The 20470-nt window shown below is 57.5% G+C and carries 21 protein-coding genes; 12 read left to right on the top strand and 9 right to left on the bottom strand.

The genetic code is table 11. The features are described 5' to 3' along the window. Positions 1–168: 168 nt before the first annotated feature. Positions 169–747 (bottom strand): CoA pyrophosphatase, encoded by a 579-nt coding sequence (locus B3X29_RS17875; RefSeq protein WP_103822349.1) that lies wholly within the window; start codon positions 745–747, stop codon positions 169–171. Positions 748–750: 3 nt separating this feature from the next. Continuing rightward, positions 751–2103: an aminodeoxychorismate synthase component 1 gene (pabB, locus tag B3X29_RS17880; RefSeq protein WP_159339504.1), complete on the bottom strand. Its 1353-nt coding sequence runs from the start codon at positions 2101–2103 to the stop codon at positions 751–753. Positions 2104–2164: 61 nt separating this feature from the next. Here pabB and B3X29_RS17885 point away from each other — a divergent pair, with 61 nt between their 5' ends. Then, positions 2165–2347, top strand: a complete 183-nt coding sequence (locus B3X29_RS17885; protein ID WP_039030781.1) for a YoaH family protein — start codon at positions 2165–2167, stop codon at positions 2345–2347. A gap of 5 nt (positions 2348–2352) precedes the next feature. Here B3X29_RS17885 and B3X29_RS17890 read toward each other — a convergent pair whose 3' ends face one another. After that, positions 2353–2697 carry a RidA family protein gene (locus B3X29_RS17890; protein ID WP_103180017.1) on the bottom strand — a complete coding sequence of 115 codons (345 nt, stop codon included), beginning with the start codon at positions 2695–2697 and terminating at the stop codon, positions 2353–2355. A 126-nt stretch (positions 2698–2823) separates the two neighbouring features. Here B3X29_RS17890 and B3X29_RS17895 point away from each other — a divergent pair, with 126 nt between their 5' ends. From B3X29_RS17895 to rnd, 5 genes are all read left to right on the top strand, one after another. Then, positions 2824–4734, top strand: coding sequence for an ATP-dependent DNA helicase (locus B3X29_RS17895; protein ID WP_103180016.1), 1911 nt, complete (start codon positions 2824–2826; stop codon positions 4732–4734). Positions 4735–4800: 66 nt separating this feature from the next. Beyond that, on the top strand, positions 4801–5496 hold the full coding sequence (gene tsaB, locus B3X29_RS17900) for a tRNA (adenosine(37)-N6)-threonylcarbamoyltransferase complex dimerization subunit type 1 TsaB (protein ID WP_156654702.1): 696 nt from the start codon (positions 4801–4803) through the stop codon (positions 5494–5496). A gap of 37 nt (positions 5497–5533) precedes the next feature. Continuing rightward, the gene (locus B3X29_RS17905) at positions 5534–6121 is read left to right on the top strand and encodes a Slp family lipoprotein (RefSeq protein WP_159339503.1); all 588 of its coding nucleotides are present in this window, start codon (positions 5534–5536) and stop codon (positions 6119–6121) included. A gap of 204 nt (positions 6122–6325) precedes the next feature. Then, positions 6326–8011 carry a long-chain-fatty-acid--CoA ligase FadD gene (gene fadD, locus B3X29_RS17910; protein WP_139156349.1) on the top strand — a complete coding sequence of 562 codons (1686 nt, stop codon included), beginning with the start codon at positions 6326–6328 and terminating at the stop codon, positions 8009–8011. Positions 8012–8085: 74 nt separating this feature from the next. Beyond that, entirely contained in the window at positions 8086–9213 is a 1128-nt protein-coding gene (rnd, locus tag B3X29_RS17915; protein ID WP_156655493.1) for a ribonuclease D, read from the top strand. A 98-nt stretch (positions 9214–9311) separates the two neighbouring features. On the opposite strand, the gene minE is transcribed toward rnd, so the two are convergent. The 3 genes from minE to minC are packed head-to-tail and all read right to left on the bottom strand — an operon-like array spanning position 9312 to position 11113. Beyond that, positions 9312–9581: a cell division topological specificity factor MinE gene (gene minE / locus B3X29_RS17920; RefSeq protein ID WP_103180012.1), complete on the bottom strand. Its 270-nt coding sequence runs from the start codon at positions 9579–9581 to the stop codon at positions 9312–9314. A gap of 3 nt (positions 9582–9584) precedes the next feature. Then, positions 9585–10397 (bottom strand): septum site-determining protein MinD, encoded by an 813-nt coding sequence (gene minD / locus B3X29_RS17925; RefSeq protein ID WP_103180011.1) that lies wholly within the window; start codon positions 10395–10397, stop codon positions 9585–9587. 23 nt (positions 10398–10420) lie between these two features. Further along, complete coding sequence (gene minC / locus B3X29_RS17930) at positions 10421–11113, bottom strand: septum site-determining protein MinC (RefSeq protein ID WP_103180010.1); 693 nt, start codon at positions 11111–11113, stop codon at positions 10421–10423. A 126-nt stretch (positions 11114–11239) separates the two neighbouring features. Here minC and B3X29_RS17935 point away from each other — a divergent pair, with 126 nt between their 5' ends. The 3 genes from B3X29_RS17935 (at position 11240) to B3X29_RS17945 (ending at position 12755) form a co-directional block, all read left to right on the top strand. Next, a complete protein-coding gene (locus B3X29_RS17935) occupies positions 11240–11515 on the top strand; it encodes a YcgL domain-containing protein (protein WP_103180009.1) in 276 nt (91 codons plus the stop codon). 46 nt (positions 11516–11561) lie between these two features. Further along, positions 11562–12221, top strand: a complete 660-nt coding sequence (locus B3X29_RS17940) for a fumarylacetoacetate hydrolase family protein (protein WP_103180008.1) — start codon at positions 11562–11564, stop codon at positions 12219–12221. Between the two features lie 93 nt (positions 12222–12314). Beyond that, positions 12315–12755 carry a YcgN family cysteine cluster protein gene (locus B3X29_RS17945; protein ID WP_103180007.1) on the top strand — a complete coding sequence of 147 codons (441 nt, stop codon included), beginning with the start codon at positions 12315–12317 and terminating at the stop codon, positions 12753–12755. A gap of 101 nt (positions 12756–12856) precedes the next feature. Here B3X29_RS17945 and dsbB read toward each other — a convergent pair whose 3' ends face one another. After that, the gene (gene dsbB, locus B3X29_RS17950) at positions 12857–13387 is read right to left on the bottom strand and encodes a disulfide bond formation protein DsbB (protein WP_103180006.1); all 531 of its coding nucleotides are present in this window, start codon (positions 13385–13387) and stop codon (positions 12857–12859) included. A 141-nt stretch (positions 13388–13528) separates the two neighbouring features. Then, positions 13529–15067 carry a sodium/proton antiporter NhaB gene (gene nhaB, locus B3X29_RS17955; RefSeq protein ID WP_103180005.1) on the bottom strand — a complete coding sequence of 513 codons (1539 nt, stop codon included), beginning with the start codon at positions 15065–15067 and terminating at the stop codon, positions 13529–13531. 200 nt (positions 15068–15267) lie between these two features. On the opposite strand from nhaB, the gene fadR reads away from it, so the two are divergent. After that, positions 15268–15987, top strand: a complete 720-nt coding sequence (gene fadR, locus B3X29_RS17960) for a fatty acid metabolism transcriptional regulator FadR (protein ID WP_103180004.1) — start codon at positions 15268–15270, stop codon at positions 15985–15987. Between the two features lie 126 nt (positions 15988–16113). Here fadR and B3X29_RS17965 read toward each other — a convergent pair whose 3' ends face one another. Next, entirely contained in the window at positions 16114–17646 is a 1533-nt protein-coding gene (locus B3X29_RS17965; RefSeq protein ID WP_103180003.1) for a SpoVR family protein, read from the bottom strand. A 323-nt stretch (positions 17647–17969) separates the two neighbouring features. Between B3X29_RS17965 and B3X29_RS17970 the strand changes: the two genes are divergently transcribed. Both B3X29_RS17970 and dadX read left to right on the top strand, forming a co-directional pair. Continuing rightward, positions 17970–19268 carry a D-amino acid dehydrogenase gene (locus B3X29_RS17970; protein WP_156654699.1) on the top strand — a complete coding sequence of 433 codons (1299 nt, stop codon included), beginning with the start codon at positions 17970–17972 and terminating at the stop codon, positions 19266–19268. 12 nt (positions 19269–19280) lie between these two features. Further along, positions 19281–20351, top strand: a complete 1071-nt coding sequence (dadX, locus tag B3X29_RS17975) for a catabolic alanine racemase DadX (protein ID WP_103180001.1) — start codon at positions 19281–19283, stop codon at positions 20349–20351. Positions 20352–20470: the final 119 nt, after the last annotated feature.

Raw genomic sequence — 20470 nt, forward strand, 5'->3', positions numbered from 1 at the left:
AGGGTTACCGGGTTTCCAGTAACGATGTAATAACTTCGCATAGTGTAAGAGGGAACCCTGTCGTCAGCTTAACTATTCACATGAATTAAACTAATGATTAACGCCTGATAAACTAATAGCGGGAGGCCGATCGCAAAGGCGCAAAAAAGAGGCGAATGTAAAGTATAGTCAAGGTTTCAGGCCGATCTGCAGCGCCAGCTCACGAATTATTCCCGCCGTCATGCCCCAGACAAAATAATGCTCATACCAGGAGAGCCACACCCGATGATCGTGGCCACGGCGATGAATATCGAGCGGATGATAACGGCCCAGACGCAGGGCTTCCGCCAGCGGCATTTCAAAGACCGACTCCACTTCGTCCTCGCTGGCGTGATAGTGCAGATCCGGCGGAATAATCCCCACCACCGGCGTGACCTGAAAGCCAGTAACGCTGTCCACCGGCGGCAGGACGCCAATCACTTCGACCTTGTGCGGCGGGATCGCCACCTCTTCCTCGGCTTCACGCAGGGCGGCGGCAATTAATGAGGCGTCGGTGCTGTCCACCGCGCCGCCGGGAAAGGCCACCTGACCGGCATGTTTACGCAGCTTCGCCGAGCGCCGGGTCAACAGCAGGCCCGGCTGCTCCCGGCGCACCACCGGGATCAATACTGCCGCCTGACGCTGGTTCAGCGACGTGCTGTTCACCTGCGGGCGCAACAGCTGAAAACGCGATAAAAAATGGTCGAGGGTCAGGTCGTGAGTATTCACCAGTTAGCACTCCAGTTGTTGCAGAATACGATTTACTTTATCAAACGTTTCCTGATATTCCGCCCCGGCCTGGCTGTCAGCCACAATGCCACCGCCTGCGGAACAGTAGAGCTGCCCCTCCACCGCCGTCAGGGTGCGAATGGTGATGCTGGTATCCATGCCGCCGCAGAGGCTGATATAGCCGATGCTGCCGCACCATGCGTTCCGGCGATGCGGCTCCAGTTCGTCGATGATCTCCATCGCCCGCACTTTTGGCGCGCCGGTGATCGACCCGCCGGGAAACGCGGCGCGCAGCAGATCGCACGCGGTCTGCGCTTGCGGCAGGCGGGCGGTGATGGTGCTCACCAGATGATGCACGGCGGGGAAGGGCTCCACCACGAACAGCTCCGGCACCCGCACGCTTCCCGGCTCCGCCACCCGGCCAATATCATTGCGCATCAGATCGACAATCATCAGATTCTCGGCTCTGTCTTTCGGCGAGGCGGCGAGCTTCTCAGCCTGCTGGCGATCCGCCTCGGCATCCGCCAGCCGCGGCAGGGTGCCTTTAATGGGACGGGTCTGGATGGTGCCTTCCGCAAGGTGGATAAAACGCTCCGGGGAGAGGCTCAGGATCGCCCCCTCTTCAAGACGCAAAAAGGCGCTGAAGGGGGCGCGGTTGTTGGCGTTCAGCCGGGTAAACGCCTGCCATTCGTCGCCCTCGTAGCGGGCCTGGAAACGCTGGGCCAGATTCACCTGATAGCAGTCGCCGCTGTGCAGGAAGGCCTGCACGCGCTCAAATTTGTCGTTGTACTCCGCCGCGGTCATATTGGCCTGCCAGCCGGAGGTCAACCGGAATGCAGGTACGTTCTCAGGGGGGCGCTGTGCTTCAAGCCAGGCCAGCCGCGCCTGTACATCGCCATGACAGACCAGCGACACCCGCTCTTTGTGGTGATCGACGATTATCGCCCAGTCATACAGGCCCACCGCCATATCCGCCAGGGTGATATCACGCAAGGCCCGTTCCGGTAGCTTTTCGAAGCGGCGGCCAAGGTCATAGCCGAACAGCCCCAGCGCGCCGCCCTGGAAGGGGAGGTCCGGGTCAGGCATGCAGGGCAGGCCCATCTCATCAAGGGCCTGCTGCAACAAACTCAGCGGGCAGGCGTCAGAATGAACCCCGTCGATCAGCGTATCCGCTCCGTGCGTCACCAGTGTGCTGCGCGGGTCAGCGACCAGAATGTCAAAGCGACTGTAGGTGTGATCCGCATGGCCCGAGTGCAGCAGCATGGCCCACGGCAGATGGCTGAGCGGAGCAAACCAGAATTCTGCGGCGTCAGGACGCCACGGTAATGTCATAACAGTGGGGGATAGCGAGTTCATGGGTGGTAAACAACCGGGCAGCGTGAAATAATTAGCGCCAATAATTTAGCAGGAGTTGACAATGTTTGCAGGTTTACCTTCACTGAGCCACGAGCAGCAGCAAAAGGCCGTCGAGCGCATACAGGAGCTGATGTCCCAGGGGATGAGCAGCGGGCAGGCAATTTCTCAGGTGGCAGAAGAGCTTCGCGCCACCCATACCGGCGAGCGGATCGTGGCGCGTTTTGAGGATGATGAAGAGGAGTAACGCCCTTACACCGCAGCGATAATTTTAATCTCAACCTTATACTGCGGCTTCATCAGCGTCGCCTGTACCGTGCAGCGGACAGGCGCGTGACCCGCCACCACCCACTCGTCCCAGGCTTTGTTCATCGCCGCAAAATCCTCTTTACTGGCAAGGAAAATGGTCGCATCCAGAATGCGGGATTTGTCGCTGCCCTGTTTTTCCAGCACTGCGTCAATCTGCGCCAGGGTATTGGCGGTCTGCTCATAGGCGTCGGCATCCAGGTTTTCCGGTACGCCGGTGTAGTAGAGGGTCTGGTTGTGGATCACTACATCTGACCAGCGGGCTTCGGCATCAATGCGCACAATTGTCATACACGTTTCCTCGTTATGGTGACTTTCTGCGGGCAAGACTGCCATATTGTTTTGCCTGCGTCACTCTCGACTGGCGCCAGGACGATCGGCCTGACATAATCCCTGTGCAAAATTACAGGGGGCAGAGTGGCAGACGATTTCGCAGCAGACGGACAGTTAGCAAAGGCAATTCCCGGCTTCAAGCCGCGCGAACCGCAGCGCCAGATGGCGCACGCGGTAGCCGAGGCGATCGACAGCGCCCAGCCACTGGTGGTAGAGGCGGGGACCGGCACCGGTAAAACGTACGCCTATCTGGCGCCAGCGCTGCGCACGAAGAAAAAGGTGATCATCTCCACCGGTTCGAAAGCGTTGCAGGATCAGCTCTACAGCCGCGATCTGCCCACCGTCGCCAAAGCCCTGAAATATAAAGGCCGTCTGGCCCTGCTGAAAGGGCGCTCCAACTATCTCTGTATTGAGCGGCTCGAACAGCAGGCGCTCGCGGGCGGCGATCTTCCGGTACAGACCCTCAGCGATGTGATCATCCTGCGCAGCTGGGCCAACCAGACCCAGGATGGCGATATCAGTACCTGCGCCAGCGTCGCCGAAGACTCTCCTGCCTGGCCGCTGGTCACCAGCACCAACGACAACTGTCTGGGCAGCGACTGTCCGCTCTATAAAGACTGTTTTGTGGTCAAAGCGCGTAAAACGGCGATGGAGGCCGACGTGGTGGTGGTGAACCATCACCTCTTCCTGGCGGACATGGTGGTGAAAGAGAGCGGTTTTGGTGAGCTGATCCCCGAAGCCGAGGTGCTGATCTTCGACGAAGCCCATCAGCTCCCCGATATCGCCAGCCAGTATTTCGGCCAGTCGCTCTCCAGCCGCCAGCTGCTGGATCTGGCGAAAGATTTTACCATCGCCTACCGCACCGAACTGAAAGATACCCAGCAGCTACAGAAGTGCGCCGACCGCCTGGCGCAGAGTACGCAGGATTTTCGCATGCAGCTTGGCGATCCGGGTTTTCGTGGCAACCTGCGCGAACTGCTGGCCGATCAGCATATTCAGCGCGCGCTGCTGCTGCTGGATGATGCCCTGGAGCTCTGTTACGACGTGGCGAAGCTCTCCCTCGGCCGTTCGGCGCTGCTGGATGCCGCCTTTGAACGCGCCACGCTCTACCGCGCGCGCCTGAAACGGCTGAAAGAATTTAACCAGCCCGGCTACAGCTACTGGTACGAATGCAACTCGCGCCATTTCACCCTCGCGCTGACGCCGCTCACCGTGGCCGATAAATTCCAGGATGTGATGGCGCAGAAGCCGGGTAGCTGGATCTTTACCTCCGCCACGCTGTCGGTTAACGACGATCTGCACCATTTCACCGAACGTCTCGGCATCGCAGAGGCCAAATCCCTGCTGCTGCCGAGCCCGTTTGATTACGCCACCCAGGCGCTGCTCTGCGTGCCGCGCAACCTGCCGCTGCCTAATCAGCCCGGCGCCGCCCGCCATCTGGCGGCGATGCTCAAGCCGATGATTGAGGCCAACAATGGTCGCTGCTTTATGCTCTGCACCTCCCACGCCATGATGCGCGATCTGGCGGAGCAGTTCCGCGCCACCATGACGCTGCCGGTACTGTTGCAGGGTGAAACCAGCAAAGGCCAGCTGCTGCAGCAGTTTGTCAGCCACGGCAATGCCCTGCTGGTGGCCACGAGTAGCTTCTGGGAAGGGGTCGACGTGCGCGGCGATACCCTGTCGCTGGTGATCATCGACAAACTGCCCTTTACGTCGCCGGACGATCCGTTGCTGAAGGCGCGGATGGAAGATTGCCGCCTGCGGGGAGGCGATCCGTTTGATGAGGTGCAGCTTCCGGATGCGGTCATTACTCTTAAGCAGGGAGTGGGGCGCCTGATCCGTGACGTGGACGATCGCGGGGTGCTGGTGATCTGCGATAACCGCCTGGTCATGCGACCTTACGGCGCCACCTTTATCGCCAGCCTGCCGCCGGCGCCACGTACCCGGGATATCGATCGCGCCGTGCGTTTCCTTGCCGCGTCGCAGACGCAGTAATTTGCTGGTGGGTGTGCTAAAATGCGCCCCTTTTTGTGACTGACCACTGCGAGAGCGCGACAATACATGCGAATTCTGGCTATCGATACCGCCACGGAGGCTTGCTCCGTTGCCCTGTGGAATGACGGTACTCCCTTTGCTCATTTCGAAGAGTGCCCCCGGGAACACACCCAACGTATCCTGCCTCTGGTGAAGATGATCCTCACCGAGGGCAATACCTCTCTTACCGACCTCGATGCGCTGGCCTATGGCCGTGGTCCGGGCAGCTTTACCGGCGTTCGCATCGGTATCGGCATTGCCCAGGGGCTGGCGCTGGGCGCTGAACTGCCGATGATTGGCATCTCGACCCTGGCGACCATGGCGCAGGGGGCGTGGCGCCGTACCGGTGCGACCCGCGTGCTGGCGGCTATTGATGCCCGCATGGGCGAAGTCTACTGGGCGGAGTACACCCGTGATGAGCAGGGCGTCTGGCACGGGGAAGAGAGCGAAGCGGTGCTCACGCCGGAAGCGGCAGGTGAGCGCATGAAGCAGCTTTCCGGTGAGTGGGCGACCGTCGGGACCGGCTGGCCAGCCTGGCCTGACATGGCAAAGGAGAGCGGTCTGACCCTGGTGGACGGCACTGTCCTGTTACCTGCCGCAGAAGATATGCTGCCCATCGCTTGTCAGATGCTGGAGGCAGGGCAAACCGTGGCGGTGGAGAAAGCCGAGCCGGTTTATTTGCGAAACACCGTAGCGTGGAAGAAACTTCCGGGCCGGGAGTGAATCTCAGTATAAGAGCCTGAGAAAAAGGAGTCGCATCATGGCGGTTCAAAAATATGTCGTTCGTCTGCTGACCGTCGGGGCGCTGGCCCTGGCGTTAACGGGATGTATATCCGTACCTGATGCCATCCAGGGCAGCAGCCCCACGCCGCAGCAGGATCTGGTCCGGGTGATGAACGCCCCGGAACTCTACGTGGGTCAGGAAGCGCGTTTCGGCGGCAAAGTCGTGGAGGTGCTCAACCAGCAGGGGAAAACCCGTCTGGAGATTGCCACCGTTCCCCTCGACAGCGGTGCGCGTCCGGTGCTGGGTGAAGCCTCACGAGGCCGTATCTACGCCGATGTTAACGGCTTCCTCGATCCGGTGGATTTCCGGGGACAACTGATCACCGTAGTGGGACCGATCACCGGCGCAGAGCAGGGTAAAGTCGGCAACACGCCTTATAAATTCATGACCATGCAGGCCAACGGCTATAAACGCTGGCGGGTGCAGCAGCAGGTGATGATGCCGCCACCCGACCCCTGGTACTGGGGACCGCATCCATGGCGTTATGGCTATGGTTACGGCTACGGCGGATGGCCAGGCTATGGCCCCGGTCAAGCTCAGGTCCGAACGATAGTAACAGAGTAAGTCACTGTTATTCTTAATTAAGAAACAGCGGCCCGTCCGCTGTTTTGTTTTTTCCACGGTAATAAGAAAAATAAATAGTGACGCGCTTCGCAACCTTAAATCCGGACAATAAATAAACTGGTACGCTGAGTTAATATTATGTTAACGACTTGTTTATTAACCGGGGTTGTGATGACGACGAACACGCATTTCAGAGGTGATGTAGTGAAGAAGGTTTGGCTTAACCGATATCCTGCGGATGTTCCCGCAGAGATAAATCCTGACCGTTATCAATCCCTGGTTGAACTGTTTGAAAACTCCGTAACGCGTTACGCCGATCAGCCTGCGTTTGTGAACATGGGCGAGGTGATGACCTTCCGTAAACTGGAAGAGCGCAGCCGGGCCTTTGCCGCCTATCTGCAACAGGGCTTAGGCCTGCAGAAGGGCGATCGCGTGGCGCTGATGATGCCCAACCTGCTGCAGTATCCGGTGGCGCTGTTCGGCATTCTGCGCGCCGGGATGATCGTGGTTAACGTCAACCCGCTCTATACTCCGCGTGAGCTGGAACATCAGTTGAATGACAGCGGTGCCGCGGCGATTGTGATTGTCTCCAACTTCGCCCACACGCTGGAAAAAGTGGTTGATAAGACCCAGGTCAAACACGTCATCCTGACGCGGATGGGCGACCAGCTCTCCACCGCCAAAGGGACGCTGGTTAACTTCGTCGTCAAATATGTCAAACGTCTGGTGCCGAAATATCACCTGCCGGATGCCATCTCTTTTCGCCAGGCGCTGCACACCGGCTACCGGATGCAGTACGTTAAGCCTGAGATCGTCTCGCAGGATCTGGCCTTCCTGCAATATACCGGCGGCACAACCGGCGTGGCGAAAGGGGCGATGCTTACCCACCGCAACATGCTGGCGAACCTCGAACAGGTTAATGCCACCTACGGGCCGCTGCTGCATCGCGGCAAAGAGCTGGTCATTACTGCGCTGCCGCTGTATCACATTTTTGCCCTGACCATGAACTGTCTGCTGTTTATCGAACTCGGCGGGCAGAACGTGCTAATCACCAACCCGCGTGATATTCCGGGGCTGGTGAAAGAGCTGGCGAAATATCCGTTTACCGCCATGACCGGGGTAAACACCCTGTTTAACGCGCTGCTCAATAATAAAGAGTTCCAGCAGCTCGATTTCTCCACCCTGCATCTGTCAGCGGGTGGCGGGATGCCGGTGCAGCAGGCGGTGGCCGAGCGCTGGGTCAAGCTCACCGGGCAGTACCTGCTTGAAGGCTATGGCCTGACCGAGTGCGCCCCGCTGGTGAGCGTAAACCCGCACGATATCGACTATCACAGCGGCAGCATTGGCCTGCCGGTGCCCTCCACCGAAGCTAAACTGGTGGATGACGACGATAACGAAGTGCCGCATGGCGAGCCTGGCGAGCTGTGCGTAAGAGGGCCGCAGGTGATGCTGGGTTACTGGCAACGCCCGGACGCTACCGACGAAATCATCAAGGATGGCTGGCTGCACACCGGCGACATCGCGGTGATGGATGACGAAGGTTTCCTGCGCATCGTCGATCGTAAGAAAGATATGATCCTGGTCTCCGGGTTCAACGTCTATCCCAACGAGATCGAAGAGGTGGTGATGCAGCACAACGGCGTACTGGAGGTGGCCGCAGTAGGGGTACCGGCAGGCAGCAGCGGCGAAACGGTAAAAATCTTTGTGGTGAAAAAAGATCCTGCCCTGAGCGAAGACGCGCTGATCACCTTCTGCCGTCGCCATCTTACCGGCTACAAAGTGCCGAAGCTGGTGGAGTTTCGCGACGAACTGCCAAAATCGAACGTCGGGAAGATATTACGACGAGAATTACGTGACGAAGCGCGCGCCAAAGTAGACAATAAAGGCTGAGCTTCGTGTTAGTCACCCAGAAACGCTGGCCTGGCCAGCGTTTTTTTATGGGCGCAAACCATAGAGAAAATGATTTGAATTACCAGATGATCACCACCAACGACGAACTGGCTTCGCTGTGCGATCTCACCCGCGATGCATCCGCCATCGCGCTGGACACCGAGTTTGTTCGTACCCGCACTTACTACCCGCAGCTGGGTCTCATCCAACTGTATGACGGCAAACGGGTATCGCTTATCGATCCGCTGGGGATCACCGACTGGACGCCGATGCGTGAGTTGCTGCTGGACACCGCCATCACCAAATATCTGCATGCCGGCAGTGAAGATCTGGAAGTTTTCCTCAACACCTTCGGCATCATGCCGCAGCCGCTGATTGATACCCAGATCCTCGCCGCGTTTGCGGGTCGTCCACTGTCATGGGGCTTTGCTGCCATGGTGGAAGAGTATACCGGCCTTGTCATCGACAAGAGCGAATCCCGCACCGACTGGCTGGCGCGTCCGCTGACCGAACGTCAGCTCGACTACGCGGCGGCGGATGTGTTCTACCTGCTGCCCATCGCCAGTCAATTGATGAAAGAGGCCGAAGCCTCCGGCTGGCTGGCTGCGGCGCTGAATGAGTGCCAGATGACGCAGCAGCGTCGTCAGGAGATCGCCGACCCGAAAGAGGCGTGGCGCGACATCACCAACGCCTGGCAGCTGCGCACCCGTCAGCTGGCCTGTCTGCAACTGCTGGCAGACTGGCGTCTGCGTAAGGCGCGCGAGCGTGACCTGGCGGTGAATTTTGTGGTGCGTGAGGAGCATCTCTGGGCCGTGGCGCGGTACATGCCGGGCAGCCTGGGCGAGCTGGACAGCATCGGGCTTTCGGGGTCGGAGATCCGGTTCCACGGGAAAACGCTGCTGGCGCTGGTGGCGAAAGCTCAGCAACTGCCGGATGAGGCGCTGCCGGAGCCGCTGCTGAATCTGATGGATATGCCAGGGTATCGCAAAGCATTTAAGGCGATCAAGGCCCTGGTGCAGGAGGTGGCGTCAGAGAGCAAAGTCAGCGCCGAGCTGCTGGCCTCACGCCGTCAGATCAACCAGCTGCTGAACGCGCACTGGAAGCTGAAACCGCAAAACGGCACGCCGGAACTGATTGCCGGATGGCGCGGGGAATTGATGGCCGATCGCCTGAATGCGTTACTGGAAGAGTATCCGCAGTAAGCGCGATCTGTAACCCCCGGCGGCGCTGCGCTTGCCGGGGCTACAAAACGACAAACCGTAGGCCGGGCAAACGACGTGCCGCCCGGCAATACGCACGTTTATGAACGCGACTCTTCCGCTTCCGGCAGGGTGACGTTGAGCTCCAGAATCGAGATATCTCCGTCTTTTTGCTCCAGCTGCACGGTGACCATTTCCGGGTCGATCTGCACGTATTTGCAGATCACTTCCAGGATGTCTTTGCGCAGCTGCGGCAGATAGTGCGGTTCAGCGTCGCTGCGGCGGCGTTCCGCCACGATGATCTGAAGTCGTTCTTTAGCGATGTTGGCGGTGTTTTTTTTCCGCGAGAGAAAAAAGTCCAGTAATGCCATAACTTATCCTCCGAACAGGCGTTTGAGGAAACCTTTCTTCTCTTCTTCAATGAAGCGGAAAGGACGTTCTTCTCCGAGCAGACGATCCACAGTGTCCGCATACGCTTTACCCGCGTCTGCGTTGGCGTCGAGGATAACCGGTTCACCCTGGTTAGAGGCGCGCAGCACGGATTGATCTTCCGGGATAACGCCAACCAGTTTGATGCGCAGGATCTCCAGCACGTCTTCCATACTCAGCATATCACCTTTGCTGACACGACCCGGATTATAGCGGGTCAGCAGCAGGTGCTCTTTGATCGGTTCCTGACCATTTTCCGCTCGACGGGATTTTGAGGCAAGGATACCTAAAATACGGTCCGAGTCGCGCACGGATGAGACTTCCGGGTTGGTGGTGATGATCGCTTCATCGGCGAAGTAGAGCGCCATCAGCGCACCGGTTTCGATGCCCGCAGGTGAATCGCAGATCACGAAATCGAAGTCCATCTTGTTCAGCTCATCGAGCACTTTTTCCACGCCTTCACGGGTCAGCGCGTCTTTGTCGCGCGTCTGGGAAGCGGGAAGAATATAGAGATTGTCGGTACGCTTATCTTTAATCATTGCCTGATTCAGCGTGGCATCACCCTGAATCACGTTTACAAAGTCGTAAACCACGCGGCGTTCACAACCCATAATCAGGTCAAGGTTACGCAGGCCGATATCAAAGTCGATAACGACAGTTTTCTTTCCCTTCTGGGCCAAACCAGTAGCGATGGCCGCGCTGGAGGTGGTCTTGCCAACGCCTCCTTTACCCGAAGTAACAACAATAATGCGTGCCATAGAAATTCCTTGTTAAAAAGGGATCAATTCAACGGTTGAACGGTCAAAGCGTTGTCTGCCAGACGCAAACGCGCTGCTTTGCCAGAAAATTCGGCCGGGATGTTATCGCTCAGCCAGTAAACACCTGCGATGGAGACCAGCTCCGCCTCCAGGTGGGTACAAAAAATTTGCGCATCGCGATCGCCACTGGCGCCTGCCAGCGCCCGGCCTCGCATTGAGCCATAGATATGAATATTGCCATCGGCAATAAGCTCCGCTCCTGCGCTGACGTGGTTTGTTACAATAAGGTCACAATTTGGCGCATAAATACGCTGTCCGGAACGTACCGGCAGGTCGATCAAACGCGTTTTTGTGGCGGGTGTAACAGGAAGTTCAGGCGGGGCAGGGGGCTCTGCGCGCGGGGCTTTATCTTTACCTTCGGTGAGCAGCGGAAGACCCGCCTCGTCGATTTCGGCTTTCAGTTCAGGATCTTTACAGCCGCTGATGCCGACAATCCGCAGCCCGGTGGCTAAGACCGCCTGTTGCAGCTGCTGCCAGTTAATCGGCGCTTCAAGATCGCTGACGTTAATGACGACGGGCGCATGTTTCAGAAATGCGGGCGCCTGGGCGATTTTGTCTTCTAACGCCTGACGAATAACCTCGGGTTTTGCTTCATGCAAATGAACCACTGATAAGGTGAAGCTACTGCCTTTAAGCTCGATTGGCGTGTTTGACATCCTGGCCTTACTCAATTTGCTTTTTACCACGGCGTGTGCGTCGTGATATTCCGAAGAGTATCAGGCATGTTATAGTCACAATTATATTGAGGCAAGTCACCCTCCCCGTTAATTCTGAGTAAATATATGTTTTGTGTGATCTACAGAAGTACCCAGCGCGACCAGACCTATCTTTATGTCGAAAAAAAGGACGATTTTTCCCGTGTGCCTGAGGCGCTGATGAAGAGCTTCGGTAAGCCGCAACTGGTGATGCTCATGCCGCTTGACGGGCGTAAGCAGCTGAAGAACGCCGATCTGGAAAAAGTAAAAAGCGCGTTAGCCGAACAGGGCTATTATTTACAACTCCCTCCGCCGCAAGAGAATTTACTCAAACAGCATCTTGAGGCGCTGGGGAAAAAATAGTTTGAGATTAATCTGTCAGCGTTACATTAACCTTTAGGGGCTCATTATGTATCAGCATCATAACTGGCAAGGCGCCTTGCTGGATTATCCGGTCAGTAAAGTCGTCTGTGTGGGCAGTAATTACGCAAAGCATATTCAGGAAATGGGCAGTGCAGTTCCGGACGAGCCGGTGCTGTTTATTAAACCCGAAACCGCACTCTGCGATATCCGCCAGCCGCTGGTGATCCCGCAGGGGCTGGGGTCGGTGCACCACGAAGTGGAGCTGGCGGTGCTGATTGGCGCCACGCTGCGCCAGGCCTCTGAAGATCATGTGCAGAAGGCGATTGCCGGTTATGGTGTGGCGCTGGATCTCACCCTGCGCGAGGTGCAGGGCAAAATGAAAAAAGCGGGCCAGCCGTGGGAGAAAGCCAAAGGTTTTGATAATTCCTGCCCCATCTCCGGGTTTGTACCGGCGGCGGAGTTCCAGGACGATCCGCAGAATACGACCCTGAGCCTGAAAATTAACGGCGAAGTGCGTCAGCAGGGCTCTACCTCTGACATGATCCATAAGATTGTGCCGCTGATTGCCTATATGAGCCGTTACTTCACCCTGAAACCGGGCGATGTGATCCTCACCGGCACCCCGGAAGGGGTGGGGCCGCTGCACAGTGGCGATGAGCTGGACCTATCCGTCAACGGCCTGTCACTGAAAACACGCGTACTGTAATCCTCGCTTGCCGCGCTTTTCGGGCGGCAAAACTTGCATCGAGGTGCCAGACTGGTTATAAGGTGCGCTTTATTTTGACGTGTGGACATCCTTATGAGCGAAATCCCTTTCTGGCAAAGCAAAACTCTCGACAACATGACCGACGCCGAGTGGGAATCGCTGTGCGATGGTTGCGGGCAGTGCTGCCTGCATAAGCTGATGGATGAAGACTCGGACGAAATCTATTTCACCAATGTCGCCTGTAATCAGCTGAATATCAAAACCTGCCAGTGCCGCAACTACGAGCGGCGTTTCGAGCTGGAGCCGGACTGCATCAAGCTGACCCGGGATAACCTGCCGACCTTCGAATGGCTGCCCCCGACCTGCGCCTACCGCCTGCTGGCGGAAGGGAAAGATCTGCCGGCGTGGCACCCGCTGCTGACCGGCTCAAAAGCGGCGATGCACGGCGAGCGGATCTCCGTGCGTCATATCGCGGTGAAAGAGTCCGAGGTGCGGGACTGGGAAGACCATATTCTGAATCATCCCAACCGCTGATAATAAAAAACCCGCCAAGGCGGGTTTTTTAATGTGCGGCTTTTTTGCCGGGTGACGCTGCGCTTACCCGTAGGCCCGTGCAAGCGAAGCGCCGCCGGGCATCAACGACCAAACAGATCGCGTTTTTTCGCTTTAAACGGCTGGGCAATCAGCACCAGCAGCGCCACGATCAGGTAGGCGGCAAAAATGCCCACCAGCCACTGCGGCATCTCCAGGGTCAGGAATTCCCACTGACGCACGGCGCAGTCACCGGTAGCCACAAAGACCTGCGGCAGCCACTTGTCCAGCGGCAACCAGCTCGGAAAGCTGGCGGCAAAGTCACAGGTCTGGAACGGCGACGGGTGCAGCTGGATCATGGTGTGCTCCCAGGCCAGTTGCAGGCCTTTACCGGCACTGTAAAGCCAGATGGCAATGGCACCATAGCGCAGCGGGCTTTTTGGGGCGATGGCGCCCACCAGACCCGCGCCCATGACGCCAAACAGCGCGCAGCGTTCATAGATACAGAGTACGCATGGCTTCAGCAGCATTACGTGCTGGAACCACAATGCCACCATTTCTAACACGAAGGCGGTCAGGGCCAACAACAACCACGCCCCGCGACCGCGCGAGCACTGGTTCAAAAATTTCAACATAATCATTTCCCTGGAGCAGGTATAGAAAGCGCAGTGTAAACGAAATCAATCTACGCGCCAGCTTCAGCGCGTAAAATATAACGTAATCGAATACTTATCATGCACAAGTGCAGCCGGGCAATGACCGCCCGGCTGACTCATTTAATGCGTCGCCAGTATACCTGCCTGCAGCATCCATTGGGTAAAAGGAATGAGGGTAATTTTGACGCACAGCAAACCCACAGCGGTTAACACCAGGCTATAAGGCAGCGCCATCCATACCATCCGGCCATAAGAGAGGCGGATAAGTGGGGCGAGGGTGGAGGTCAGTAAGAACAGGAAGGCCGCCTGACCGTTTGGCGTGGCCACGGAAGGCAGGTTGGTGCCGGTATTGATCGCCACCGCCAGCAGTTCAAACTGCTCCCGGTCGATGATACCACTCTCCATCGCCGCTTTCGCTTCGTTGATATAGACCGAACCGACAAAGACGTTATCGGAGATGGCCGACAGCAGGCCGTTAAACAGATAAAACAGCGACAGCTGGGCATCGGGCGCCGCCTGCAGCACGAAGTTAATGATCGGCCCAAACAGGTGCTGATCGACGATCACCGCCACTACCGCGAAAAAGACCGCCAGCAGCGCGGTAAACGGCAGCGCTTCGGTAAAGGCTTTACCGATGGCATGTTCATCCGTCACGCCGGAGAAGGTGGTCGCCAGGATAATGACCGACAGACCAATCAGTCCCACCTCCGCCAGATGAAACGCCAGGGCGATAATCAGCCAGACGCCAATGATGCCCTGGGAAATCAGCGCCAGCCGCTGCTGACGGGTACGCTGGCTGCGGCTCTCTTCGTCGAAGCGTTGCAGCACGTCGCGCACCTGATTCGGCAGCAGGGTGCCGTAACCAAACCACCTGAACTTCTCTACCAGCCAGCAGGTGAGCAGGCCGCACACCAGCACCGGCACGCTGACGGGAGCAACGCGCAGGAAAAATTCGATAAAATTCCAGTCCGCGGCTTTGGCGATAATCAGGTTCTGCGGCTCGCCGACCATGGTCATGACGCCGCCCAGCGCAGTCCCCACGCCAGCATGCATCATCAGGCTGCGCAGAAAGGCGCGAAACTGCTCCAGCACGTCGCGCTGGTGGGCATCAACCTGACTGTCATCCTGCATGCCCGATGCCGGCTGGGAAGAGGCCACCCGGTGATAAATCCCGTAAAAGCCGACGGCGACGCTGATCACCACTGCCACCACGGTCAATGCATCGAGGAAGGCCGATAAAAAAGCGGCCGCCAGACAGAAGGCCAGCGACAGCAGCCTTTTTGAGGGGATGCTCAACAGCAGGCGGGTAAAAATGAACAGCAGCAGCTGCTTCATAAAATAGATCCCGGCCACCATAAACATCAGCAGCAGGAGCACTTCCAGGTTGGACGCCAGCTCTTCTCTCACGTGTTCCGCACTGGTCATCCCTATTGCTACCGCCTCGAAGGCCAGCAGGCCGCCCGGCAGCAGGGGGTAACACTTCAGCGCCATGGCCAGGGTAAAGATGAACTCTGCCACCAGCAACCAGCCTGCGGCAAAAGGACTCACCATAAAGATAAGCGGGTTAATTACCAGGAAGATAACCAGAGCCAGTTTGTACCAGTCGGGAGACTGGCCTAAAAAATTGCGCCAAAGGGCGCGACGATACGACATTTTCACAACAGATTTCCTTGCCCGTCACATAATTACGCACTAAGTATACGCAAATGGCGCCGGGGAAGGAGCGCAGGCCGCGTTTTTTTAAATGATAAAAATAAAACGGCGATCCCTTTTTTCTCGCCTCGCTGCGCTATCTGCCTCTGTCTGCCTCTGGTATGATGAGTGAATTTTGTAAAAAGCAGTGGAATGGAAAACTCACTATGGTAATAAAGGCGCAAAGCCCGGCGGGTTTCGCGGAAGAGTATATTATCGAAAGCATCTGGAACAACCGTTTCCCCCCAGGCTCGATTCTTCCCGCAGAACGCGAACTCTCTGAACTGATTGGCGTCACACGTACCACCTTACGTGAAGTGTTGCAGCGACTGGCACGCGACGGCTGGCTGACGATCCAACACGGCAAACCGACCAAAGTGAATAACTTCTGGGAAACGTCGGGTCTGAATATCCTTGAAACGCTTGCGCGCCTCGATCACGAGAGCGTGCCGCAGCTGATCGACAATCTGCTCTCCGTGCGCACCAACATCGCTACCATCTTTATCCGCACGGCGTTTCGCCAGCATCCGGATAAGGCGCAGGAGGTGCTCGCCCGCGCTACGGCGGTGGAAGATCACGCCGACGCCTTTGCGCTGCTGGATTACAACGTCTTCCGCGGGCTGGCGTTTGCCTCCGGCAACCCAATTTACGGCCTGATCCTCAACGGCATGAAAGGGCTCTATACCCGCATCGGTCGTCACTACTTCGCCAATCCGGAAGCCCGCAGCCTCGCGCTGGGCTTCTATCACAAGCTGAGCGAACTCTGTGCCGAAGGCCAGCACGATCAGGTGTATGACATCGTGCGTCGCTACGGTCGCGACAGCGGCGAGATCTGGCATCGGATGCAGAAGACCCTGCCGGGCGATCTCTCCATCCACGGCCGATAAAATAAAAAACCTCTCATCTGAGAGGTTTTTTTGCCGGGTGGCGGCTAAGCCTTACCCGGCCAACAAAATCCGCAATATATGTTTGCCGGATAAGCGAACGCCACCCGGCAAACAGGCGATACCGGCCTAAAGGATATTACCCTTAGGTGGGCAGCGCTCCAGCAACTCCACGCTGCCATCTTCGTTCTGCTGTTCAAGCAGAATGTCAAAGCCCCACAGACGATGTACGTGCTTCAGCACCTCTTTACGTCCTTTATCCAGCGGCGCGCGGTTATGCGGGATATAGCGCAGCGTCAGGGAGCGATCCCCGCGCAGATCCACATTCCAGACCTGAATATTCGGCTCCAGATTGCTTAAGTTGTACTGGGCCGAGAGACGGGAGCGGATCTCACGGTATCCCTCTTCATTGTGGATAGCCGAAATTTCCAGATAGTTGTTGTGATCGTCATCCAGAACCGTAAACAGGCGGAAATCACGCATCACCTTCGGCGACAGGAACTGGCTGATAAAGCTCTCATCTTTAAAGTCGCGCATCGCAAAATGGAGCGTCTCCAGCCAGTCGGAACCGGCGATATCCGGGAACCAGTATTTATCCTCGTCCGTCGGGTTCTGGCAGATACGCTTGATATCCTGGAACATGGCAAAGCCCAGCGCATAAGGGTTAATACCGCTGTACCACGGGCTGTTGTAAGGCGGCTGGAACACCACGTTGGTGTGGCTGTGCAGGAACTCCAGCATAAAGCGTTCGGTCACTTTGCCTTCGTCATAGAGGTGATTGAGGATAGTGTAGTGCCAGAAGGTGGCCCAGCCCTCGTTCATCACCTGGGTCTGCTTTTGCGGGTAGAAGTACTGACTCACCTTGCGCACGATGCGCAGGATCTCACGCTGCCACGGCTCCAGCAGCGGGGCGTTCTTCTCCATAAAGTAGAGCAGGTTCTCCTGCGGCTCAGAGGGATAACGGCGTGCTTCGGGAACCGCTTTCTCCTCTTCCCGTTTCGGCAGGGTACGCCACAGGGTATTCACCTGGCTTTGCAGATACTCTTCACGGCTTTTCTGCCGGGCTTTCTCCTCCTGCAAGGAGATCTTCTGCGGACGTTTGTAGCGATCCACGCCGTAGTTCATCAGCGCATGGCAGGAGTCCAGCAGCTTCTCGACCTCTTCCACCCCGTAGCGCTCTTCGCATTCGGTAATGTAGTTTCGGGCGAAGATCAGGTAATCGACAATCGAGCTGGCGTCGGTCCAGCTGCGGAACAGGTAGTTATTTTTGAAAAACGAGTTGTGCCCGTAGCAGGCGTGCGCCATTACCAGCGCCTGCATGGTGATGGTGTTCTCTTCCATCAGGTAGGCGATACAGGGGTTAGAGTTAATGACGATCTCATAGGCCAGCCCCTGCTGACCGTGCTTGTAGAGCCGTTCGGTCTCAATGAATTTTTTACCAAACGACCAGTGGGTATAGTTAATGGGCATCCCGACGCTGGAGTAAGCGTCCATCATCTGTTCGGAGGTGATCACTTCGATTTGATGGGGATAGGCGTCCAGACGGTAGAGTTTTGCCACCCGGTCAATTTCCGCCAGATAGGTGTCCAGCAGCTCGAATGTCCAGTCGGGTCCATCGCTCAGACGAGTGGTGTCCTTATTCATGGAATCAATAGTAGCCATTAGCGCGCCCTCGTTGTTGGTAGCTCTCTCTGTCTGGAGAACCTCTTTTCAAGCATAGAACACGCCATTCAAAAGCGTGCTGGTGCGCTATTTTTTTCTTTGCGATTTCCCGTCGCGGGCATGACGAAAAGGGGGTGGGTAACAGCATAATCTGCTGGTTAAAAATGCCGCGCAGCATGAGATGCCAAATACGCCACAGCCCCGTCATAGGGGGAAGGTGTGAGGTAAGTCACCATAAAAAATGCCTATGTTGAATAATATTTTCATCTGGGTTATCAATATGTAACCAGAAGATTGTTCTTTTGCTTATAAATGGAGTGGCTATGCGTGTTGTCATACTGGGAAGTGGCGTCGTTGGTGTGACCAGCGCCTGGTATTTAAGTCAGGCCGGGCATGATGTAACCGTCATCGATCGGGAACCGGGTCCGGCACTGGAGACCAGCGCGGCGAACGCCGGACAAATCTCTCCGGGCTACGCGGCGCCGTGGGCGGCACCGGGCGTACCGCTGAAGGCGATTAAGTGGATGTTCCAGCGTCATGCGCCGCTGGCGATCAGTCTCGACGGCACTCAGTTCCAGCTGAAGTGGATGTGGCAGATGCTGCGCAACTGCGACACTTCGCACTACATGGAAAACAAAGGACGGATGGTGCGTCTGGCAGAGTACAGCCGCGACTGCCTGAAAGCGCTGCGTGCCGCCACCGGTATCCAGTATGAAGGCCGTCAGGGAGGCACCCTGCAGCTGTTCCGCACCGCCCAGCAGTACGAAAACGCCACCCGTGATATCGCTGTACTCAAGGATGCGGGCGTCCCGTATCAGCTGCTGGAAGCGAGCCAGCTGGCGCAGGTGGAACCGGCCCTGGCGGAAGTCGCGCATAAGCTGACCGGCGGTCTGCGTCTGCCTAATGACGAGACCGGCGACTGCCAGCTCTTTACCCAGAATCTGGCGCAGATGGCCGAGCAGGCCGGCGTCAAATTCCGCTACAACACCGGTGTCGATAAACTTCTCTACGAAGGGGATAACATCTATGGCGTGCTGTGTGGCGACGAGGTGGTGAAGGCCGACGCTTACGTGATGGCTTTTGGCTCTTACTCTACCGCCATGCTGAAAGGGATTGTGGACATTCCGGTCTACCCGCTGAAAGGTTATTCGCTCACTATTCCGGTCAAAGAGGAGAGCGGTGCCCCGGTTTCAACTATCCTTGATGAAACCTACAAAATCGCGATCACCCGTTTTGACAACCGGATCCGCGTGGGAGGAATGGCGGAAATCGTCGGCTTTAACACTGAGCTGCTGAAACCGCGTCGGGAAACGCTGGAGATGGTCGTTGGCGATCTCTTCCCGCGCGGCGGCTTTATCGAACAGGCGACCTTCTGGACCGGGCTGCGTCCAATGACCCCGGACGGTACCCCGGTGGTCGGGCGGACACCGTTTAAAAACCTGTGGCTAAACACCGGACACGGTACGCTGGGCTGGACAATGGCCTGCGGTTCAGGGCAGCTACTCAGTGATTTGATCTCCGGGCGCACACCCGCTATTCCGTTTGATGATTTAAGCGTTGCGCGCTACCGTCCGGGATTCACGCCGTCACGTCCACAACATTTACACGGCGCGCATAACTAACAAGGAGTCGTCATGTCCCGTCCTGTTCTGGCTCAGATGGATCTGCAGGCCCTGAAGGATAATCTGCAAATTGTCCGTCGCGCTGCGCCCGCTTCACGCGTCTGGACCGTGGTCAAAGCCAATGCTTACGGCCACGGTCTGGACCGCATCTGGAGCGCGTTAAGCGCAACGGATGGTTTTGCGCTGCTCAACCTTGAAGAGGCGATCCTGCTGCGCGAGCGCGGCTGGAAAGGGCCGATTCTGATGCTCGAAGGCTTCTTCCACAGCGATGAACTGCCGCTGTTCGATAAGTACCGCCTGACTACCAGCGTGCACAGCAACTGGCAGGTCAAGGCGCTACAGAATGCGAAGCTGCATGCCCCGCTCGATATCTACCTGAAAATGAACAGCGGTATGAACCGGCTCGGTTTCCAGCCGGAGCGCGTGCACAGCGTCTGGCAACAGCTGCGGGCGCTGAAGAACGTCGGCGAAATGACCCTGATGGCCCATTTTGCCGATGCGGAAAAGACGGAGGGCATTGTCGAACCGATGAAGCGCATCGAGCAGGCAGCAGAAGGTCTGGCCTGTCCGCGTTCGCTTTCCAACTCGGCGGCAACGCTCTGGCATCCGGAGGCGCATTTTGACTGGGTGCGTCCGGGGATCATCCTCTACGGCGCCTCGCCGTCGGGTCAGTGGCAGGATATCGCCAACAGCGGCCTGAAGCCGGTGATGACCCTGCGCAGTGAGATCATTGGCGTCCAGACCCTGAAAGCGGGGGATACCGTGGGTTACGGCAGCCGCTATCGTGCGTCGGGCGAACAGCGGATCGGCATCGTCGCCGGGGGTTATGCCGACGGCTATCCGCGCGTTGCCCCTTCCGGTACCCCGGTATGGGTGGACGGCGTGCGCACCGGCACGGTCGGCACGGTGTCGATGGATATGCTGGCGATTGACCTGACGCCGTGCCCGCATGCGGGGATCGGTACGCCGGTTGAGCTGTGGGGCAACGAGGTGAAAGTGGACGATGTCGCCGCCGCCGCGGGCACCGTCGGGTATGAGCTGTTAACGGCGTTAGCGCCACGAGTACCGATCGTCGTTGTGTAACATCGCCCGGCGGCGCGACGCTTGCCGGGCCTACAAAACCCGTAGGCCGGGTAAGGCGTAGCCGCCACCCGGCAAACCGGCCTACTCTTCGGCATCCTCCGCCACGCGCACGCCCACCC

This window comes from Leclercia sp. UBA5076, assembly GCF_002416465.1.
In the GTDB taxonomy this organism is placed as follows: domain Bacteria; phylum Pseudomonadota; class Gammaproteobacteria; order Enterobacterales; family Enterobacteriaceae; genus Enterobacter.

Bases quoted from the DNA above. Each gene is read 5' to 3' on its own strand.
- pabB (WP_159339504.1), bottom strand. From the start codon at position 2,103: ATGAACTCGCTATCCCCCACTGTTATGACATTACCGTGGCGTCCTGAC.
- B3X29_RS17885 (WP_039030781.1), top strand. From the start codon at position 2,165: ATGTTTGCAGGTTTACCTTCACTGAGCCACGAGCAGCAGCAAAAGGCC.
- B3X29_RS17890 (WP_103180017.1), bottom strand. From the start codon at position 2,697: ATGACAATTGTGCGCATTGATGCCGAAGCCCGCTGGTCAGATGTAGTG.
- tsaB (WP_156654702.1), top strand. From the start codon at position 4,801: ATGCGAATTCTGGCTATCGATACCGCCACGGAGGCTTGCTCCGTTGCC.
- B3X29_RS17905 (WP_159339503.1), top strand. From the start codon at position 5,534: ATGGCGGTTCAAAAATATGTCGTTCGTCTGCTGACCGTCGGGGCGCTG.
- minE (WP_103180012.1), bottom strand. From the start codon at position 9,581: ATGGCATTACTGGACTTTTTTCTCTCGCGGAAAAAAAACACCGCCAAC.
- minD (WP_103180011.1), bottom strand. From the start codon at position 10,397: ATGGCACGCATTATTGTTGTTACTTCGGGTAAAGGAGGCGTTGGCAAG.
- minC (WP_103180010.1), bottom strand. From the start codon at position 11,113: ATGTCAAACACGCCAATCGAGCTTAAAGGCAGTAGCTTCACCTTATCA.
- B3X29_RS17935 (WP_103180009.1), top strand. From the start codon at position 11,240: ATGTTTTGTGTGATCTACAGAAGTACCCAGCGCGACCAGACCTATCTT.
- B3X29_RS17940 (WP_103180008.1), top strand. From the start codon at position 11,562: ATGTATCAGCATCATAACTGGCAAGGCGCCTTGCTGGATTATCCGGTC.
- B3X29_RS17945 (WP_103180007.1), top strand. From the start codon at position 12,315: ATGAGCGAAATCCCTTTCTGGCAAAGCAAAACTCTCGACAACATGACC.
- dsbB (WP_103180006.1), bottom strand. From the start codon at position 13,387: ATGTTGAAATTTTTGAACCAGTGCTCGCGCGGTCGCGGGGCGTGGTTG.
- fadR (WP_103180004.1), top strand. From the start codon at position 15,268: ATGGTAATAAAGGCGCAAAGCCCGGCGGGTTTCGCGGAAGAGTATATT.
- B3X29_RS17965 (WP_103180003.1), bottom strand. From the start codon at position 17,646: ATGGCTACTATTGATTCCATGAATAAGGACACCACTCGTCTGAGCGAT.
- B3X29_RS17970 (WP_156654699.1), top strand. From the start codon at position 17,970: ATGCGTGTTGTCATACTGGGAAGTGGCGTCGTTGGTGTGACCAGCGCC.
- dadX (WP_103180001.1), top strand. From the start codon at position 19,281: ATGTCCCGTCCTGTTCTGGCTCAGATGGATCTGCAGGCCCTGAAGGAT.